14 protein-coding genes are annotated in these 17,852 nt (G+C 68.5%); 3 read left to right on the plus strand and 11 right to left on the minus strand.

Features of this window, described 5'->3' with window-relative positions:
- Nucleotides 1-78 precede the first annotated feature (78 nt).
- Nucleotides 79-999 carry a pyridoxal-phosphate dependent enzyme gene (locus HWX03_RS10485; RefSeq protein ID WP_175871201.1) on the minus strand — a complete coding sequence of 307 codons (921 nt, stop codon included), beginning with the start codon at nt 997-999 and terminating at the stop codon, nt 79-81.
- Between the two features lie 198 nt (nt 1,000-1,197).
- Between HWX03_RS10485 and HWX03_RS10490 the strand changes: the two genes are divergently transcribed.
- Together HWX03_RS10490 and HWX03_RS10495 are read left to right on the plus strand one after the other, a co-directional pair.
- Entirely contained in the window at nt 1,198-2,109 is a 912-nt protein-coding gene (locus HWX03_RS10490; protein ID WP_174389593.1) for a LysR family transcriptional regulator, read from the plus strand.
- A 507-nt stretch (nt 2,110-2,616) separates the two neighbouring features.
- Nucleotides 2,617-3,822, plus strand: a complete 1,206-nt coding sequence (locus HWX03_RS10495; protein WP_175871202.1) for an MFS transporter — start codon at nt 2,617-2,619, stop codon at nt 3,820-3,822.
- Between the two features lie 106 nt (nt 3,823-3,928).
- Here HWX03_RS10495 and HWX03_RS10500 read toward each other — a convergent pair whose 3' ends face one another.
- Genes HWX03_RS10500 through HWX03_RS10510 form a run of 3 tightly spaced genes read right to left on the minus strand, consistent with a single transcriptional unit; the run spans nt 3,929 to nt 7,588 of the window.
- On the minus strand, nt 3,929-4,951 hold the full coding sequence (locus HWX03_RS10500; RefSeq protein ID WP_175871203.1) for a histone deacetylase family protein: 1,023 nt from the start codon (nt 4,949-4,951) through the stop codon (nt 3,929-3,931).
- A 23-nt stretch (nt 4,952-4,974) separates the two neighbouring features.
- On the minus strand, nt 4,975-6,246 hold the full coding sequence (locus tag HWX03_RS10505; RefSeq protein ID WP_175871204.1) for a Zn-dependent hydrolase: 1,272 nt from the start codon (nt 6,244-6,246) through the stop codon (nt 4,975-4,977).
- A gap of 31 nt (nt 6,247-6,277) precedes the next feature.
- Nucleotides 6,278-7,588: an MFS transporter gene (locus HWX03_RS10510; protein ID WP_175871205.1), complete on the minus strand. Its 1,311-nt coding sequence runs from the start codon at nt 7,586-7,588 to the stop codon at nt 6,278-6,280.
- Nucleotides 7,589-7,774: 186 nt separating this feature from the next.
- Between HWX03_RS10510 and HWX03_RS10515 the strand changes: the two genes are divergently transcribed.
- Nucleotides 7,775-8,731 (plus strand): LysR family transcriptional regulator, encoded by a 957-nt coding sequence (locus HWX03_RS10515; protein WP_050015147.1) that lies wholly within the window; start codon nt 7,775-7,777, stop codon nt 8,729-8,731.
- 67 nt (nt 8,732-8,798) lie between these two features.
- Here the strand turns inward: HWX03_RS10515 and HWX03_RS10520 are convergent, their stop codons facing one another.
- The 7 genes from HWX03_RS10520 to HWX03_RS10550 all read right to left on the minus strand — a co-directional run bounded on the left by HWX03_RS10520 (nt 8,799) and on the right by HWX03_RS10550 (nt 17,671).
- Nucleotides 8,799-9,869 (minus strand): porin, encoded by a 1,071-nt coding sequence (locus tag HWX03_RS10520; protein ID WP_175871206.1) that lies wholly within the window; start codon nt 9,867-9,869, stop codon nt 8,799-8,801.
- A 158-nt stretch (nt 9,870-10,027) separates the two neighbouring features.
- Entirely contained in the window at nt 10,028-11,458 is a 1,431-nt protein-coding gene (locus tag HWX03_RS10525; RefSeq protein ID WP_175871207.1) for a cytosine permease, read from the minus strand.
- Between the two features lie 460 nt (nt 11,459-11,918).
- Complete coding sequence (locus tag HWX03_RS10530) at nt 11,919-12,548, minus strand: NAD(P)H-binding protein (protein WP_175871208.1); 630 nt, start codon at nt 12,546-12,548, stop codon at nt 11,919-11,921.
- 139 nt (nt 12,549-12,687) lie between these two features.
- The gene (gene lpdA, locus HWX03_RS10535; protein ID WP_175871209.1) at nt 12,688-14,079 is read right to left on the minus strand and encodes a dihydrolipoyl dehydrogenase; all 1,392 of its coding nucleotides are present in this window, start codon (nt 14,077-14,079) and stop codon (nt 12,688-12,690) included.
- 4 nt (nt 14,080-14,083) lie between these two features.
- Entirely contained in the window at nt 14,084-15,394 is a 1,311-nt protein-coding gene (locus HWX03_RS10540) for a dihydrolipoamide acetyltransferase family protein (protein ID WP_175871210.1), read from the minus strand.
- Between the two features lies 1 nt (nt 15,395).
- Nucleotides 15,396-16,436: an alpha-ketoacid dehydrogenase subunit beta gene (locus HWX03_RS10545; protein ID WP_124557245.1), complete on the minus strand. Its 1,041-nt coding sequence runs from the start codon at nt 16,434-16,436 to the stop codon at nt 15,396-15,398.
- Between the two features lie 2 nt (nt 16,437-16,438).
- On the minus strand, nt 16,439-17,671 hold the full coding sequence (locus HWX03_RS10550; RefSeq protein ID WP_059573914.1) for a 3-methyl-2-oxobutanoate dehydrogenase (2-methylpropanoyl-transferring) subunit alpha: 1,233 nt from the start codon (nt 17,669-17,671) through the stop codon (nt 16,439-16,441).
- Nucleotides 17,672-17,852 lie beyond the last annotated feature (181 nt).

Consider the following 17,852-nt stretch of genomic DNA (forward strand, 5'->3'; position numbering starts at 1 on the left):
GCCCATGCCCACAGTCACAACAAGCGAAAATCGCGGGCCACCCGCCAACTCGCGCCGCTCCGACTGCCGAGACCCCACCTACCGCAACGTCGCGCGCAGCGTCTGCAGATGCTCGACGGTCGTGGTCACGCCGCCGCAGACGATCACCGCGATGTCCGCTGCCGACGCGAGCACCGGCACCGGCCGCTCCAGCGCGGCCAGCGCAGCGCCGCACGCGGGCTCGACGACGATCCTGTGTTCGTCGAGAAACCGCAGCGACGCAGCCACCGCGTCGGCATCGGACACGACGACCGGATGGATCGCGTGGCGTGTCGCCCATTCGACCGCCGCGTCGCACGGCCGCTTCGCGCCGAGCGTCGTCGCGATGCTCGTGATTGCCGCCAGTTCGACCGGACGCCCCTGCGCGAGCGAGCGCGCATAGCTGTCGGCGCCTTCCGTCTCGGCCGCGATGACCGGCACGTCGTGCCAGCCGTTGCGCGCCAGCCCCTCGAGCACGCCGCACAGCAGACCGCCGCCGCCGACCGCAAGCACGACCGCGTCGGGCTTCGGGCCGGCCGCCGCCATCTCGTCGATCATCGTCGCGTGGCCCTGCCACAGCACGCGATCGTCGAACGGATGCACGAACGCGTCGTGCTCGCCGAGCGCCGATTGCGCGAACGCATTCGCCTCCGCCCAGCTCACGCCGTGCACGACGAGTTCCGCGCCTTCGACGCGGATCAGCTCGCGCGCCCGGGCCGATGTGCTTTCCGGCACGACGACGCGCACCGGCACGCCGAGCTCGCGGCCGCAATACGCGACCGCGATGCCCGCGTTGCCGCCCGACGACGACACGAACCGCCGGGCGCCGTCCGCATGGCGCGCTTCGCAGACGGCGCCGATGCCGCGCAGCTTGAACGAGCCCGACGGCTGCAGCGCATCGAGCTTCAGCCGGATGGTCCTGCCGAGCCGGCGGGACGCGATGGGCGAGCGGATATAAGGGGTCGGGATATGGAGCGGCATGGGACGGAACACAATGAGGACGGAGGGAACGCACGCGACTCGCGACGAAGCGAATGCGGCAATGCGGCAATGCGGCAATGCGGCAATGCGGCAATGCCGGTCATCGTACGGCAGGCCCGTCATGCTTTCCAATACCATCGAATGGCGTTTGTTATGCTTCGCAGGCATATCCCCCCCACCTACCCGACCGGACACCGCATGCGCCAGATCGAACTACGTCACCTGCGCTACTTCGTCGCCGTCGCCCAGGCCGGCAGCGTGATGGCCGGTGCCCGCGCGGCCGGCATCGTGCAGCCCGCGCTGTCGCGGCAGATCCGCGAGCTCGAGGACGCGATCGGCACGCCGCTGCTGATCCGTCGCGCGACGGGCGTCACGCTCACGGCGGCCGGCACGAGCTTCCTGCACGATGCGACCGGCCTGCTCGCCATGCTGCAGGACAGCCGCGAGCGCGCGTTGCGCAGCGCGGCCGGCCAGCTCGGCGAACTGCGGCTCGGCGCGCTGCCGAACTGCCTGCCGTTGCCGGTCGTCGCGAACGTCCTCAAGGCGTTTCGCGATGCGTGCCCGGACGTGAAACTGTCGATCGCGCCGATGCTGTCGGCCGAACAGGCGAGCGCGCTGATGCGCGGCCAGCTCGACGCCGGGATCATGGCGTGGCGTCGCGAGGAAGCGCCGCACCTGACGGGCGTGCGGCTGTTGAGCGACCGCTTCGTACTGGCGATGCCCGCGCCGCCGGGCGGCCGCTTCGTCGCGCCGCGCACGCTGGCCGATGTCGCGAACGCGCCGTTCGTCTGGTTCGATGCACAGCGCTCCGCCGCGCACCACCGGTTCCTGATGACGCAGTGCCAGCAGGCCGGCTTCACGCCGCGCATCGCGCAGGTCGGCAGCGACATCCCGACGCTGATCGGCCTCGTCGCGGCCGGGATGGGCTGCGCGTTCGTGCCGGAAAGCGCATCGCCGACCTGCCCGCGCACCGTCCGGCTCGTCGCGCTCGACGAACTCGCGAGCCGCTTCGACATCGAGTTCGTGTTCGACGGCGCGGCGGCGGCTCCGTCGCCCGTCGTCGCGCGGTTTCTCGCGGCGGTCCGCGATGCGGCCGGCGAGCCGGGCTGAATGAATGCGGACGCATCGGCGCGCGGTCAGGCGATGCGACTTGCAGCGCCGGCCGACGGACGGAATCGCCCTCCCGCGATCTCGTCGTTTTCGCTGTTGTTGCACACTAAACGACACCGCCGTGCCACCGAAAAATCTTTCAGAACGCCGACGGACGCCACCACGACATCGCAATTTTCAAATTGACATCAAAAACGGCCGTTTAACGCCGATTCGAATCGTCCTGGCCCGAAATATACTGCGCGCGCATCCAACCCCTCGTGCCAAAGAGAGGATGCGTTTCCGCCCCGGCCACGGTCCCCCTGTGGTCGGGGCTTTTTTTGCTGTTGCGCCTTGCAGTGCGGCTCATGAGTCACGCCACATACGTCGCCCGCGCGCTGCATTGTTGACATGAAATCAAGATAATTTCGTCCGGATGCTGCTTTTTCCGCAAAAGTAATGCAGGCATACTTCACGCTGTCTTCAATGGCTTCGTGCCGTTGTTCCCCGATTACAGGAGCTCTCCGCGTGAACCCCACGACTTCCTCCCCGTCCCGCCCGGGCGGCGGCGCCGCGCTGCCGCTGCTCGCGCTCGCCGCCGGCGCGTTCGGCATCGGCACGACCGAGTTCTCGCCGATGGGCCTGCTGCCCGTGATCGCCGACGGCGTGCACGTGTCGATTCCGCAAGCCGGCATGCTGATCAGCGCGTACGCGATCGGCGTGATGGTCGGCGCGCCGCTGATGACGCTGCTGCTCGCGCGCTGGTCGCGCCGTTCCGCGCTGATCGCGCTGATGTCGATCTTCACGATCGGCAACCTGCTGTCGGCCGTCGCACCGGACTACATGACGCTGCTGCTCGCCCGCCTCGTGACGAGCCTCAACCACGGCGCGTTCTTCGGGCTCGGCTCGGTGGTCGCGGCGAGCCTCGTGCCGCGCGAAAAGCAGGCCAGCGCGGTCGCGACGATGTTCATGGGCCTGACGATCGCGAACGTCGGCGGCGTGCCGGCCGCGACCTGGCTCGGCCACATCATCGGCTGGCGCATGTCGTTCGCGGCGACCGCGGGCCTCGGCCTGATCGCGATCGCCGGCCTGTTCGCCGCGCTGCCGAAGGGGGAAGCCGGCAAGATGCCCGACCTGCGTGCCGAACTCTCCGTGCTGACGCGGCCCGTCGTGCTCGGCGCGCTCGGGACGACGGTGCTCGGCGCCGGCGCGATGTTCACGCTCTATACGTACGTCGCGCCGACGCTCGAACACCTGACGGGCGCGACGCCCGGCTTCGTGACCGCGATGCTCGTGCTGATCGGCGTCGGCTTCTCGATCGGCAACATCGCGGGCGGCCGGCTGGCCGACCGCTCGCTCGACGGCACGCTGATCGGCTTCCTGTTGCTGCTGATCGCGACGATGGCTGCGTTCCCGCTGCTCGCCACCACGCATGCGGGTGCCGGCGTCACGCTGCTGGTCTGGGGGATCGCGACGTTCGCGGTCGTGCCGCCGCTGCAGATGCGCGTGATGCGCGCGGCCCATGAAGCGCCGGGCCTCGCGTCGGCCGTCAACATCGGCGCGTTCAACCTCGGCAACGCGGTGGGCGCCGCCGCCGGCGGTGCGGCGATCTCGGCCGGGTTCGGCTACGCGGCGGTGCCGCTCGTCGGCGCGCTGATCGCCGCCGCCGGACTCGCGCTCGTCACGCTGCAGGTCACGCAGCGCCGCCGCTCGCCGGCCGCCGCGAATTCGTAAGCGCGGGCAAGGCCCGGCCTGCCGGGGCCCGTTCCGCACGCATTTTTACGGCCGCCCCATGCGGCCGTTTTCATTTTGAGCGTACGGTCCGGTTCCGACGGCTCGGTCAGCGCCCCGCGGCAAACCCGCCGAAGAACGCACGCGCATTCGCATCGAGACTCTCGAGGTGATAGCCGCCCTCCTGCACGATCACCGTCGGCAGCCCGAGCGCGCCGATCGCGCCGCCGAGCCGCCCGAACCCGTCGGTCGTGACCGCGACCTGCGATTGCGGATCGTCCTTGTAGATGTCGAAGCCGAGCGCGAGCACGAGCGCATCGGGCTGGAACCGCGCGAGCGCGCGCAGCGCGTCGTCGAGCCGCTCGAAGAACGTCGACTCCGGCGCGCCGTGCGGCATCGGCAGGTTGAGGTTGAAGCCGTCGCCGGCGCCCGCCCCCGTCTCTTCCTCGTAGCCCGCGACGACCGGGTAGAAGTTGGTCGGGTCGCCGTGGATCGACACGTACAGCACATCGTCGCGGCCGTAGAAAATCTCCTGCACGCCCTGCCCGTGATGCATGTCGGTATCGAGAATCGCGACGCGGCGATGGCGGCCGAGCAGCGCCTGCGCGGCGATCGCCGCATTGTTCAGGTAGCAGAAGCCGCCGGCCGCGTCGCGGCGCGCATGATGGCCGGGCGGCCGGCACAGCGCGTAGGCTTCGCGCGCGCCGTCGTTGACGTCGGCCGCCGCGGCCAGCGCGCCCTGCGCGGACCAGTACGCCGCACGCCACGTGTTCGCGCCCACCGGGCAACTGCCGTCGGCGAGATAGCGCGCGGCTTTCGCGAGCACGCCGCGCAGCGGGTTCGGATCGCGCACGAACACGTTCGACATCACTTCGTCGCCCCAGTCGTCGGGCATCTGCTTCCAGTCGCGATGCGCGTCCTCGAGAAAGCGCAGATAGTTCATGTCGTGCACGGCCGCGATCGGCGCGGTGCCGCGGTCGGCCGGCTCGCGCACGTCGAAGTCGAGCGACCGGACGGCCGCGACGAGCCGCGCCGCGCGTTCGGGCACTTCCTGCGGCTCGCGCATCTGGCCGCGCGACAGGTAGCTGCGCGGATGGTGCAGCAGTTGTTCGGGATGGAAATAGGTTTTCATGGGGTCCTCGTCGATTCGCCGTATCAGGCGCCGTGCGTCGCAGCCGGCGCGTCGACGCGCGCCGCGATGCCCGCGCGCGCCAGCACCGCATGGAGCAGCACGTTCGTGCCGCGCGTCACGTCGTCGGGCAATGCATCCTCGGCTTCGTTGTGCGACAGGCCGTCGACGCACGGAATGAACACCATCGCGGTCGGGAAACGGCGCGCGAGCAGGATCGCATCGTGGCCGGCGCCGCTCACGATCCGCTCGTGCGTGTAGCCGAACGCGGCGGCCGCCTGCGCGACCAGCCCGACGCAATCGCGGTCGAACGGCGTCGCCGGGCTGCGCCAGCAAGTATCGATCGCCACCTGCACGCCGCGCGCGGCGGCGATGCGGGCGCATGCGTCGCGCAGGTCGCGCTCCATCGCATCCACTTCGGCATCGTCGTGATGACGCAGGTCGACCGTGAACGTCAGGTCGCCGGCAATCGTGTTGCGCGATGCGTTGCGGATGCCGACCTGCCCGATCGTCGCGAGCCCGCACGGCGCGTAGCCGGCGACGATCCGTTCGAGTTCGAGCGCGATCTGCGCGCTCGCGAAATACGCATCCTTGCGATACGGCATCGGCGTCGTGCCCGCGTGCGCGGCCACGCCCGTCACCGTCACGTCGAGCCAGCGGATCGCCTGCCCGCCCGTGACGATGCCGATCGTCGTGCCGTTCGCCTCGAGCACGGGCCCCTGTTCGATATGCGCCTCGAAATACGCATCGACCGCGCCGCCCGTTGCGCGCGTGCCGCGATAGCCGCATGCGTCGAGCGCCGCGCCGAGCGTGACGCCGTCGGCGTCCTGCTTCGCGAGCGCGTCGTCGAGCGGCAACGCGCCCGTGAACACGGCCGAGCCGAGCATCGCCGGCGCGAAGCGCGCACCTTCCTCGTTGGTCCAGGACACGATCTCGAGCGGCTTGTCGGTCGCGATGCCCGCGTCGTTCAGCGTGCGCACGAGTTCGAGCGCGGCGAGCACGCCGTAGACGCCGTCGAAGCGGCCGCCTTCGGGCTGCGTGTCGAGATGGCTGCCGATCAGCACCGGCGCGGCCTGCGCATCGGCGCCGTCGCGCCGGGCGAACAGGTTGCCGACCGCATCGACGCTCACCGTCAGCCCCGCATCGCGGCACCATTGCGCGAACAGGTCGCGCCCGCGCCGGTCGTCATCGGTGAGCGCGAGGCGCCGCACGCCGCCGCGCGGCGTCGCGCCGACGCACGCCATGTCGGTCAGGCTCTGCCACAGGCGGGCGCCGTCGATTTCCAGCAGGTCGTTCATATGCATTCCGGATCGATTCGTTCGTTGAGGGTCAATGCGAGCCGAGCGCTTCGGCGGCGGCCGGTTGCGCGGCACGGCGCGCATCGAGCGCGACGATGCAGAGCAGCGAAATACCGGCGAGACACGTGTAGAACACCGCGAGCGGCCACCACTGGCCCATGAAGCGATGCGCGAGCCACGTGCCGACGAGCGGCGTCAGGCCGCCCGCGATCGCGCCGCAAATCTGGTAAGCGAGCGAGATCGCCGAATAGCGCACGTGGGCGGGAAACACGTCGCTGACAAAGCCCGCGATCACCGAATAGAAGCCGGCCATGCAGACGACGGCGAGCGCGATGCCCGCGATCAGCGACGCGGACGTGCCGCCCTGCACGAGCATGAACATCGGATACGGTGACAGCATCGCGAGCAGCGCTGCAAGTTTCAGGAAGCGCGCGCCGCCGATGCGCTCGGCGATCCACGCGGCGAGCGGCTGCGCGAAGAACTGGATGATCGCGACCGCGAACAGGCTGTCGAGGATCAGCGAGCGCGATACGCCGACGTACTGCGTCGTGTACGCGATCATGAACGTGTTCGTGAAATAGACGCCCGCGATGCCGATCGTGTTCGCGCCGATGCAGAGCAGCACGAGCCCCGACGCGGAACGGAACACTTCGGCGACCGGCAGCTTCACCGTGCGGTTGGCTTCCTTGACCCGCGCGAATTCCGGCGATTCGTTCACGCCGAGCCGGATCAGGATGCCGACCACGAGCAGCACCGAACTCGCGAGAAACGGCAGGCGCCAGCCCCAGGCGAGGAAGTCGGCCTTGTCCATCGACGTGACCGCGCGGAACGCGATCAGCGACAGGATCAGCCCGGCCGGGCTGCCGAGTTGCGCGAACGATGCGAAGAACGTGCGGCGCCCCTGCGGCGCATGCTCGCCCGCCATCAGCACCGCGCCGCCCCATTCGCCGCCGACCGCGATCCCCTGCACGACGCGCAGCGCGACGAGCAGCACCGGCGCGAGCATGCCGACCTTCGAATAATCGGGCAGCAGCCCGACGCAGACGGTCGCGACGCCCATCATCATCAGCGTCGTCATCAGCGCCTTCTTGCGGCCGATGCGGTCGCCGAGATGGCCGAAGATCACGCCGCCGAGCGGGCGCGCGAAGAAGCCGACCGCGAACGTCGCGAACGACGCCATCGTGCTGACGAACGGGTCGTGCGACGGGAAATAGAGTTCGCCGAACACGAGCGCGGCAGCGGTCGCGTAGATGTAGAAGTCGTACCACTCGATCATCGTGCCGATGAACGCGGCCGTCGCGGCGCGCGCCGGCTGGCGGGCGGAAGGAAGGGACTGGGTCATGCGGGCTCCTGACGCGCGCCGCGGCGGCGCGACACGCAATATCGTGACGACGGCCGTCTGTCGCGGCCTCGCGCCGCACGCTGCGGCGCCCCTCCTTTATCGGTGGCCGCAAATCATTAGTCAAATTTCAAGTTATTATTCTCAATATAAATTCAACTAATGTCTGCCCGCCGCCCCGGAGACCCGATGCGCCCCGACCTCGCCCCGTTCCTGAATGACCGCCTCGACTGGAACCTGCTGCGCACCTATCTGGTGATCATGCAGGAGCGCAGCGTGAGCCGCGCGGCCGCCCGCCTGCACGTCACGCAGCCGGCCGTGAGCCAGGCGCTGCGGCGGCTCGAGGAGACGCTCGAGCGCCGTCTGATCGAGCGGCGCGGCGCACACTTCGCGCCGACGCCGGCCGGCGAAGCCGTGTACCGGATCGCGAGCGACATCTACGGCGGCATCTCGCGCCTCGAAACCGAAATCGACGACAGCACGGCCGACCTGACCGGCTCGATCCGGCTGCTGACGGTGAGCCGCATCGAATCGCCCGTCTACGACGAGTTCCTCGCGGATTTCCATCGCGCGTATCCGCGTATCGACCTGCAGATCGAGGTGATGCGTTCGTCGGACATCCTGTCGTCGCTGCTGCAGAAGACGGCCACGGCCGGCCTCGGCCTGTGCCGCACGCCGCACGACAAGCTGGAGATGCGCTGCTTCCTGCGCCAGCGCTATGCGATCTACTGCGGCCGCCATCACCGGCTGTTCGGGCAGACGCAGTTGCGGATGGACGACCTGCTCGCGGAGAATTTCGTGTCGTTCACGAGCGACCAGATCGGCGACAGCCTGTCGCCGCTCACCGTGTTCCGCGACCAGAAGGGCTTCACGGGGCGCATCGTCGCGTCGTCGCCGAGCCTCGACGAAGTGCGGCGGCTGATCTTCGCGGGCTACGGGATCGGCTGCCTGCCCGAGCACATCGTGCGCGACGACATCGCACAGCAGCGGCTGTGGCGGCTGCCGCCCGACGACGGGCTCGTCGATGTCGACGTGTTCCTGCTGTGGCATCGCGACCGCAAGATGAACGCGGCCGAGCATGCGTTTCTCGACGCGATGGAGCGCTGCATGCAGCGCTATTCGCTGGCGGAGCGACTCGGGAAGTAACGGCGCGAACGTGCCCGGAGAAAGCGCCGAGCGCATACGGCCCGGCGCGTCGCGCCGTGTGTGTGCGTCAGAAGCGATGCACGATGCCGAGTTGCACGCCGCGCGCATTCGCGCCCGGGTACGCGAGCGGCAGGCCGGGGTTCGCCGCACCGGCGAGCGTGTAGCCGGCCCGGTTGCGGTTGCGCAGGTACGACAGCGCACCGTAGAAGCTCGTGCGCTTCGACAGGTCGTACTCGTACATCAGCCCGAGCTGGTCCGCATGGTTGCCCTGCGACGACTGGTCGTGCAGATACGCGTAACCGAGCGCGACATAGTTGGCAGGATTGAACTGGTATTTGACCGACAGCCCGTACACGCGCGAATCGATCCCGAGGTCGGCCCACTTCACGGCGGAAAAACCGCCGTACACGGTGGCCTTGCCGATCGCGTACGATGCGCCGGCCATGATCGTGCGATCGGTCGTGGTCGCCGTGGCGTTCTTCAACCACTGGCCCGCGACGAATGCGCCGAACGGGCCGTGTTCGTAGGTCAGGTCGAACTGCTGGCTGGACCCGGCCGAGCGCACGCCGCCCGCATCGCCGAACCCGAAGTACAGCCCGCCCTGGAAACCGGCGATCTCCGGGCTCTGGTACGACAGCGTGTTGCTCGTGCGGAACGCGAACACGGTCAGGTTGTCCATGCCGGATGCCTGCGTGACGCCGCCGAACGCATCCTGCCCGCCCTGGTCGTTGAATAGCGGCGAATTCTGCCGGCCCGCGCGCAACTTGCCCCACTGTCCCGCGATGCCGACCCACGCCTGCCGGTTGAACATACTGCCGGCACTCGCGAGCGAGCCGTCGTTCGGGTTGAAGCCGTTTTCCAGCGCGAACTCGATCTTCTGGCCGCCGCCGATCTCCTCGCCGCCCTTCAACCCGAACCGGCTGCCCCACTGGCCGCCCGAGTTGATCGCGGCCGTATAGCCGTTGCCCGTATTCACGACCTGCGCGAATTCGTCGATCACGCCGTACAGCGTGACGCCGTCCTGCGCGAGCGCGGCGCCCGAACCGGCGAGGCAGGCGATCGCCACCGTGACGCGAAGACCGGCGCGCACCGGCCGCGCGCGGTAATCGATGCCGCGCACTTCACTATGCTTAGTCATACTATTTAGTGGATCGAGATTGAAACGATGCCGGGCGCGGCGTGAATGCCGCACCGGTATCGCGGGATACGGGATTGTGTCGACAGCGCCCGGCGCAGATTGCGACCGGCTCGGCGCTCAGGCCGGCGACGTGCCGGCCCGAGGCGCGAGACGTGGCGTCAGTGGTGAACCTCGCCGCGTTCGAGCGGCCGGATCAGGCGTTCGGGAATGCTGCGTCGCGACGCGCGGGCGCCGATGTAATACAGCACGGCCGGCACGACGAGGCCGAGGATCCACGAGATGTCGGTGCCGCCGAGCGCATCGACGAGCGGCCCCGTGTAGATGTGCGTCGACATGAACGGCAGTTGTACCAGGATGCCGACCAAGTAGATCGTGATGGCCATCACGTTCCAGCGGCCGTAGCGACCGTCCGGATCGGACAGCGCCGGCACGTCGTAGCGCGACCGCGTGAAGCAGTAATAATCGACCAGGTTGATCGCGCTCCACGGCGTGAAGAATGCGAGCAGGAACAGGATGAACGCGGTGAATTCCTTCAGGAACGAATGACGGCCCGCGAGCGCGATCAGCGTCGACACGCAGATCATCCCGAAGATGTACACGAGGCGGCTCTTCGACGATACGGCGCCCTTGCCGCGAAAACCGCTGACGATCGTCGCCATCGACATGAAGCTGCCATACGCGTTGAGCGCCGTCACCGTCACCTTGCCGAACGCGATGCTCAGATACAGCAGCGCGGCCACGGCGCCCGTCGAGCCGAGGCCGACGATGTACGACACTTCATGGTGCGCGAACTGGCTGCCGGCGAGCGCGGCCGCGAACACGCCGAACACCATCGCCGCTTGTGCGCCGATCACCGAGCCGAGGCCGACCGCGAGAAACGTCGCGACCGACGACGTCGAGCGCGGCAGGTAGCGCGAATAGTCGGCCACGTACGGGCCGAACGCGATCTGCCACGACGCGGACAGCGACATCGCGAGCAGGAAGCTCGCGAGCGAGAAATGCCGGTTCGCGAGCAGCGCGCCGATGTCGTGGTTCGCGAACAGCTGCGCAAACATGTAGACGAACGCCACGATGCCGACCACGCTCGCGATCCGGCCGACGAAGTGGATCGCGCGATAGCCGAACACGGTCAGCACGACGATCACGGCCGCGAACAGCAGGATGCCGGCCGCATCGTCGACGTGCAGCAGTTGCGCGACGGCCTGCCCGGCCAGCACCGAGCCGCTGGCGGAAAAGCCGATGTACATCAGGCACACCAGCACGATCGGGATCATCGCGCCGTACACGCCGAACTGCACGCGGCTCGATATCATCTGCGGCAGACCGAGCTGCGGCCCCTGCGCGCCGTGCAGCGCCATCACCGCGCCGCCGACGAGCTGGCCGAGCAGCAGCGCGACCAGCGACCAGAACACGTCGCCGCCGAGCACGACCGCGAGCGCGCCCGTGACGATGGCCGTGATCTGCATGTTCGCCGACAGCCACAGCGTGAACTGGCTCAGCAGGCCGCCGTGGCGCTCGGCGTCGGGAATGAAGTCGATCGAGCGAACCTCGATCAGTCCGCCGGCTTTTCCACTGGAATTCGTTGACACGGGTCAATCTCCAAAATACTCAGGACCACACATGGTTTGAACGAGACAGGAAGCTGCGAGCCGCCCTTTCGGCTCTGCGGATGCGGGGCGCCGTGGATCGCCGGCATGCGCCACGCACGCACGGTCTGCACGCTGGCGCGCAACCGGCACGACGGGTGCCGACATTGCCAGCGGATGATCTTGTATATACAACTTGCGAGATATCGGTGATTACCCGGAATCGCTCGATTTTCGAAATCGTCCGAATGATCGGGGGATGCCGGGGCAATTTCGCCGCAAGGCAGACGTCGGAAAAATGAAAGTTTGAGCGGCCGGGGTGCCCGAACGGGTGCGGCCGTCATGACGTCGGCAGGAGGAGGTTCAACGGGTGCCGCGCGGCGTCGATGTCGCGTGCGCAGACAAGTTGTCGGTGTCGTGACTCAGCGTCACGACACCGTGCTTTCGTCGCACCGTCGGCGCATCAGACGAGCCGGTCGGATGCGACGACCTGCACGCCCGGCCGTGCGTCGATCGCCGCGTCGAGCAATGCGCGCGCGATCTGCGACGCGGGATTCACGCGCCACTTCGCCGGCAGCACCGGCGCGGCGGCGCTCAACGCGAACACGAACAGCCGCTCGCCGAACCTGAACTCGTCTCGGCTGCCGCCGATCAGGCCCGGTCGCACGTACGTGAGCGAATCGAACCCGACGCCGGCGAGCGCCTGTTCGACCTCGCCCTTCACGCGGTTGTAGAAGATGCGCGACGCAGCGTCCGCGCCGAGTGCGGAATTCAGCACGTAGGTCGGCGTGCCGTGCCGGTGCGCGAGCCGCGCGACCGCGAGCGGATAGTCGTGATCGACGCGCCGGAACGCCGCCTGCGAACCGGCGGCCCGCATCGTGGTGCCGAGCGTGCAGATCACGGCATCCGCGTGCCACCAGTCGGCCGTGTCGGGCAGATGGTCGAAATCCACTTCCAGTGCGCGCATCTTCGGGTGCGGCGACAACGGCCGGCGCGCGAGGACGATCACCTGGTCGACCCGCGTATCGGCCAGCGCGACTTCGAGGACGTGGCGCCCGACGAGTCCGGTCGCGCCGACGAGCAGCAGTTGCATGTCCGGTTCTTCCGTTTGGAGCCTGCGTTGGCGGGCCCGAGGCGGCCCGGTTTCCGGCTATCGACATGATCGTCGGCCGACGCGGCGCCGACAACCCTCCCCTCGTCTCGAAAAATTACGGCCCCGTCAGGCGCGCACGTCAAACATGCAGCGCGTGTCCGAGCGCGCGCAGCGCAGCTTCCTGAAGCGCTTCGCCGAGCGTCGGATGCGCGTGGATCGTGCCGCCGATGTCTTCCAGCCGCGCGCCCATCTCCAGCGACTGAGAGAACGCCGCAGCCAGCTCCGACACCCCGCGCCCGACCGCCTGCCAGCCGACGATCAGGTGATTGTCGCGCCGCGCGACGACGCGCACGAATCCGTCGGTCGCCTGCAACGTCATCGCACGCCCGTTCGCCGCGAACGGGAACGATGCGCTCAGACAGTCGACGCCGGCCGCGTGTGCATCGTCCGGCGACCAGCCGGCCGTCACGATCTCGGGATCGGTGAAGCACACGGCCGGGATCGATGCGGGCGTGAACTGGCGCCGCCGGCCGGCGATCAGTTCGGCCACCATCTCGCCTTGCGCCATCGCGCGATGCGCGAGCATCGGCTCGCCCGCGACGTCGCCGATCGCCCAGACGTTGCGCATCGAGGTCCGGCATGCGTCGTCGATCCGCAGCGCGCGGCCGTTGCGATCCAGCAGCAGCGACTCGAGCCCGAAGCCGTCGACCCGCGGCCGGCGGCCCACGGCAACCAGCACGCGATCGGCCGGCAGCGTCTGCTCGGCGCCATCGGCTGCCTGCACGCGCACCGCGCCGTGCGCGTCCAGACCGAGCACCTGGTGGCCGAGCCACAGCCGCACGCCGAGGCGCGCGAGCGAATCGGCAACGGGCCGCCCGAGTTCGGCATCGTACGCAGGCAGCACGCGCTCGGCCGCTTCGACGACGCTGACGTCGACGCCAAGCTTGCGATAGACGATCCCGAGTTCGAGCCCGATATAGCCGGCGCCGACGACGACCAGCCGCTTCGGCAGCGTCGCGGGCGACAGCGCTTCGGTGGACGACACGACGTGCCCGCCGAACGGCATCGACGGCAGCTCGACCGGTTCGGAACCGGTCGCGAGCAACAGGTGTTCGCAACCGATGTGCACCGTATGGCCGCCGCCGACGACCTCGACGGTCTTGCCGTCGATCACGCGCGCTTCGCCGTGCAGCACGCGCACGCCGTTCTTCTTGAGCAGCGCACCGACGCCGCGCGTCAGCCGGTCGACGATGCCGTCCTTCCATGCGACGCTTTTCGCGATGTCGATCTCCGGCGTGCGCACGCGGATGCCGAGCGCCCCTTCGCCCGCATGGCCGCACGCCTGTTCGAACGCGTCGGCCACGTGGATCAGCGCCTTCGACGGAATGCAGCCGATGTTCAGGCACGTCCCGCCGAGCCGGTCGCGCTCCACGAGCACGGTCGGAATGCCGAGCTGGCCGGCGCGGATCGCGGCGACGTAGCCGCCCGGGCCGCCGCCGATGACGAGCAGTGTGGTGTGTTCGTTCTTCATCGGCTCACTCCACGAACAGCAGTGCCGGGCGTTCGAGCACCGCGCGCACGGCCTGAATGAATTCGGCCGCATCCGCACCGTCGACGACGCGATGATCGAACGACGACGACAGGTTCATCATCTTGCGCGCGACGACCGCGCCGTCGCGGATCATCGGCCGCTCGACGATCCGGTTCACGCCGACAATGCCCACTTCCGGATGATTGATCACCGGCGTCGACACGATGCCACCGAGCGCACCGAGGCTCGAGATCGTGATTGTCGACCCGCTCAGCTCGTCGCGCTGCGCACGGTTCGCGCGCACCGCGTCGGCGAGCCGCGCGATTTCCGCCGAGATCGACCACACGTCGCGCGCTTCCGCATGCCGCAGCACGGGCACCGTGAGGCCGCCGTCCGTCTGCGTCGCGACGCCCATGTGCACCGCGCCGTAGCGCGTGACGACGCCCGCTTCGTCGTCGAAACGCGCGTTGATCTGCGGGAAGTCGCGCAGCGCGATCACCATCGCGCGGATCAGCAGCGGCAGCGGCGTGAGCTTGCCGCGCGTGTCGCCGTGGCGGCGGTTCAGTTCCGTGCGCAACGATTCGAGCTCGGTGACGTCGATTTCCTCGACGTAGCTGAAATGCGGGATGCGGCGCTTCGCTTCCTGCATCTTGCGCGCGATCGCGCGCCGCAGCCCGATCACCGGCACTTCGGTTTCGTCGTGGCGTTCGTCGTAGCCGCGCGGTTGCGACCCGTGCGTCGTGCCGCCGCCGGTGCGCGCATACGCATCGAGATCCGCATGCAGGATCCGCCCGGCTTCGCCGGTGCCGCGCACGTAGCGCAGCTCGATGCCCATGTCCCACGCACGCTGGCGCACGGCCGGCGACGCGAGCGGCCGTTCGCCCGGCGCGAGCGCCGCGCGCGGCGGCGCGGCCGGTTCGTCGCGGCGCGGTTTCGCCGGGGCGCGACTCGCCGCAGGCTGCGCAGGCGGTTCGGCCGGCGCGTCGGCCGCCGGTTTCGACGGCGCCGCCGCGACCGGTGCGGTTGCTACCTTGGTTTCTCGCACCGGTGCCGCGGCCTTCAGGTTGCCGTCACCTTCGACTTCGAGACGAATCAGCTCGCTGCCGACCGCCATCATCTGGCCGATCCGGCCGCCCAGTTCGATCACCTTGCCCGTCACCGGCGACGGAATCTCGACCGCCGCCTTGTCGGTCATCACGTCGGCGAGCGGCTGGTCTTCCTTGATCGTCTGCCCGACTTCCACATGCCAGGCCACCAGCTCGACCTCGGCGATTCCTTCGCCGATATCCGGCATCTTGATGACATGAATCCCCATCTCACGCCTCCATCACGCGTCGCAACGCTTCACCGACCCGGGTCGGGCCCGGAAAGTACGCCCATTCCTGCGCATGCGGATACGGCGTGTCCCAGCCTGTGGTGCGCTCGACCGGCGCTTCGAGGTGGTAGAAGCAGTGTTCCTGCACCAGCGACACGAGCTCCGCGCCATAGCCGCAGGTGCGCGTCGCCTCGTGCACCACGACGCAGCGCCCGGTCTTGCGCACCGACGCGACGACCGTGTCGAGATCGAGCGGCCACAGCGTGCGCAGGTCGATCACTTCCGCGTCGATGCCCGTCTCCTCGGCCGCGGCGAGCGACACGTGCACCGTCGTGCCGTACGTCAGCACCGTCACGTCGTTGCCGGGCCGCACGACGGCGGCCGTATCGAGCGGCACCGTGTAATAGCCTTCCGGCACCGCGCTCGCCGGATGCTTGAGCCACGACGTGACGGGCCGTTCGTGATGGCCGTCGAACGGCCCGTTGTACAGCCGCTTCGGCTCGAGGAAGATCACCGGATCATCGTTCTCGATCGACGCGATCAGGAGCCCTTTCGCGTCGTACGGATTCGACGGCATCACCGTGCGCAGCCCGCATACCTGCGTGAACATCGCCTCCGGGCTCTGGCTGTGCGTCTGGCCGCCGTAGATGCCGCCGCCACACGGCATCCGGATCGTCATCGGCGCGGTGAACTGGCCGGCCGACCGGTAGCGCAGCCGCGCGCCTTCCGACACGATCTGGTCGGAGGCCGGGTAGAAATAGTCGGCGAACTGGATCTCGCAGACGGGCCGCAATCCGTACGCGCCCATCCCGACCGCCGCGCCGACGATCCCGCCTTCGGAGATCGGTGCATCGAACACGCGCGACTTGCCGTATTTGTTCTGCAGTCCTTCGGTACAGCGGAACACGCCGCCGAAGTAGCCGACGTCCTGCCCGAACACGACCACATCGCTGTCGCGCCCGAGCATCACGTCCATCGCGGAGCGCAGCGCCTGGATCATCGTCATCGGCTGCGTCGCCGTATCCGTTTCGTGTTGGGCCATGATCATGCTCCCAGTTCCTGGCGCTGACGGCGCAGGTGCGCGGGCAGCTCCTTGTACACATCGTCGAACATCGAGGCCGGCGACGGAATCCGGTCGTCGGCCAGCGTCCCGTACTTCTCCGCTTCCTTCTGCGCGGCGATCACCTCGGCCTCGAGCTCGGCCGTCAACGCATCGTGCGCACTGTCCGACCAGATGCCCTTCACGATCAGGTGACGCTTGAAGCGCTCGATCGGATCGCCGAGCGGGAAATGGGACCAGTCGTCGCTCGGCCGGTACTTGGTCGGATCGTCCGACGTCGAATGCGCGCCAGCCCGGTAGGTCACCCACTCGATCAGCGTCGGGCCGAGATTGCGGCGCGCGCGTTCGGCCGCCCAGCTCGATGCCGCGTAGATCGCGAGGAAGTCGTTGCCGTCGACCCGCAGCGACGCGATCCCGCAGCCGACGCCGCGCCCGGCGAAGGTCGTGCCCTCGCCGCCCGCGATCGCCTGGAACGTCGAGATCGCCCACTGGTTGTTGACCACGTTCAGCACGACCGGCGCGCGGTACACGTGCGCGAACGTGAGCGCGGTGTGGAAATCGGCTTCGGCCGTCGCGCCGTCGCCGATCCATGCGGATGCGATTTTCGTATCGCCCTTGATCGCCGACGCCATCGCCCAGCCGACCGCCTGAATGAACTGCGTCGCGAGGTTGCCGGAAATGGAGAAGAAGCCGGCTTCGCGATCCGAGTACATCACCGGGAGCTGGCGCCCCTTCAGCGGATCGCCTTCGTTCGACATCAGCTGGCAGATCATCCGCTCGAGCGGCACGTCGCGCGCGATCAGGATGCTCTGCTGCCGGTAGGTCGGAAAGCACATGTCGCCGTCGCGCAGCGCCATCGCGTGCGCGGTGCCGATCGCCTCTTCGCCGAGGCTCAACATGTAGAAGGAGATTTTTTTCTGGCGCTGCGCAATCATCATGCGCGCGTCGAAAATGCGGGTCTTGAGCATCGCGCGCAGCCCGGCGATCAGCCGCGCATCGTCGAGATCGGGGGCCCACGGGCCGACGGCCTTGCCGCTGTCGTCGAGCACGCGCACAAGGCTGCGGGCGAGATTGGCGGTGTCCGCCGCGGCAACGTCGATCGGCGGGCGGCGGACGGCGCCGGCCGGCGATAGATGCAAATAGGAAAAATCCGTCTTGCAGCCCGGGCGCCCGGTGGGCTCCGGCACATGCAGACGCAATGGCTCTGACAGGCTCATCGTGTCGTCTCCACGCTCGATTGTGTCTCACGCTGTTTGGGAACGCGCGGGCCGGTTGCCGGCCTGCGCGCGAGCTGACGCGCGGATAAGCACGTCAACCTTGAAAATTTATGCCTTGCAGCGGCGGACGTCGATGCCCAAGCCGCTCGTTCGTGGTGAGCAGATTTGCCATGGCGGATCG

Origin of the sequence: Burkholderia sp. BCC0397 (assembly GCF_902832865.1) — a bacterium.
GTDB lineage: Bacteria > Pseudomonadota > Gammaproteobacteria > Burkholderiales > Burkholderiaceae > Burkholderia.

Excerpts from the sequence above, each read along its gene's own strand:
- HWX03_RS10485 (WP_175871201.1), bottom strand. The coding sequence starts at position 999 with ATGCCGCTCCATATCCCGACCCCTTATATCCGCTCGCCCATCGCGTCC.
- HWX03_RS10490 (WP_174389593.1), top strand. The coding sequence starts at position 1,198 with ATGCGCCAGATCGAACTACGTCACCTGCGCTACTTCGTCGCCGTCGCC.
- HWX03_RS10500 (WP_175871203.1), bottom strand. The coding sequence starts at position 4,951 with ATGAAAACCTATTTCCATCCCGAACAACTGCTGCACCATCCGCGCAGC.
- HWX03_RS10505 (WP_175871204.1), bottom strand. The coding sequence starts at position 6,246 with ATGAACGACCTGCTGGAAATCGACGGCGCCCGCCTGTGGCAGAGCCTG.
- HWX03_RS10510 (WP_175871205.1), bottom strand. The coding sequence starts at position 7,588 with ATGACCCAGTCCCTTCCTTCCGCCCGCCAGCCGGCGCGCGCCGCGACG.
- HWX03_RS10515 (WP_050015147.1), top strand. The coding sequence starts at position 7,775 with ATGCGCCCCGACCTCGCCCCGTTCCTGAATGACCGCCTCGACTGGAAC.
- HWX03_RS10520 (WP_175871206.1), bottom strand. The coding sequence starts at position 9,869 with ATGACTAAGCATAGTGAAGTGCGCGGCATCGATTACCGCGCGCGGCCG.
- HWX03_RS10530 (WP_175871208.1), bottom strand. The coding sequence starts at position 12,548 with ATGCAACTGCTGCTCGTCGGCGCGACCGGACTCGTCGGGCGCCACGTC.
- lpdA (WP_175871209.1), bottom strand. The coding sequence starts at position 14,079 with ATGAAGAACGAACACACCACACTGCTCGTCATCGGCGGCGGCCCGGGC.
- HWX03_RS10540 (WP_175871210.1), bottom strand. The coding sequence starts at position 15,394 with ATGGGGATTCATGTCATCAAGATGCCGGATATCGGCGAAGGAATCGCC.
- HWX03_RS10545 (WP_124557245.1), bottom strand. The coding sequence starts at position 16,436 with ATGGCCCAACACGAAACGGATACGGCGACGCAGCCGATGACGATGATC.
- HWX03_RS10550 (WP_059573914.1), bottom strand. The coding sequence starts at position 17,671 with ATGAGCCTGTCAGAGCCATTGCGTCTGCATGTGCCGGAGCCCACCGGG.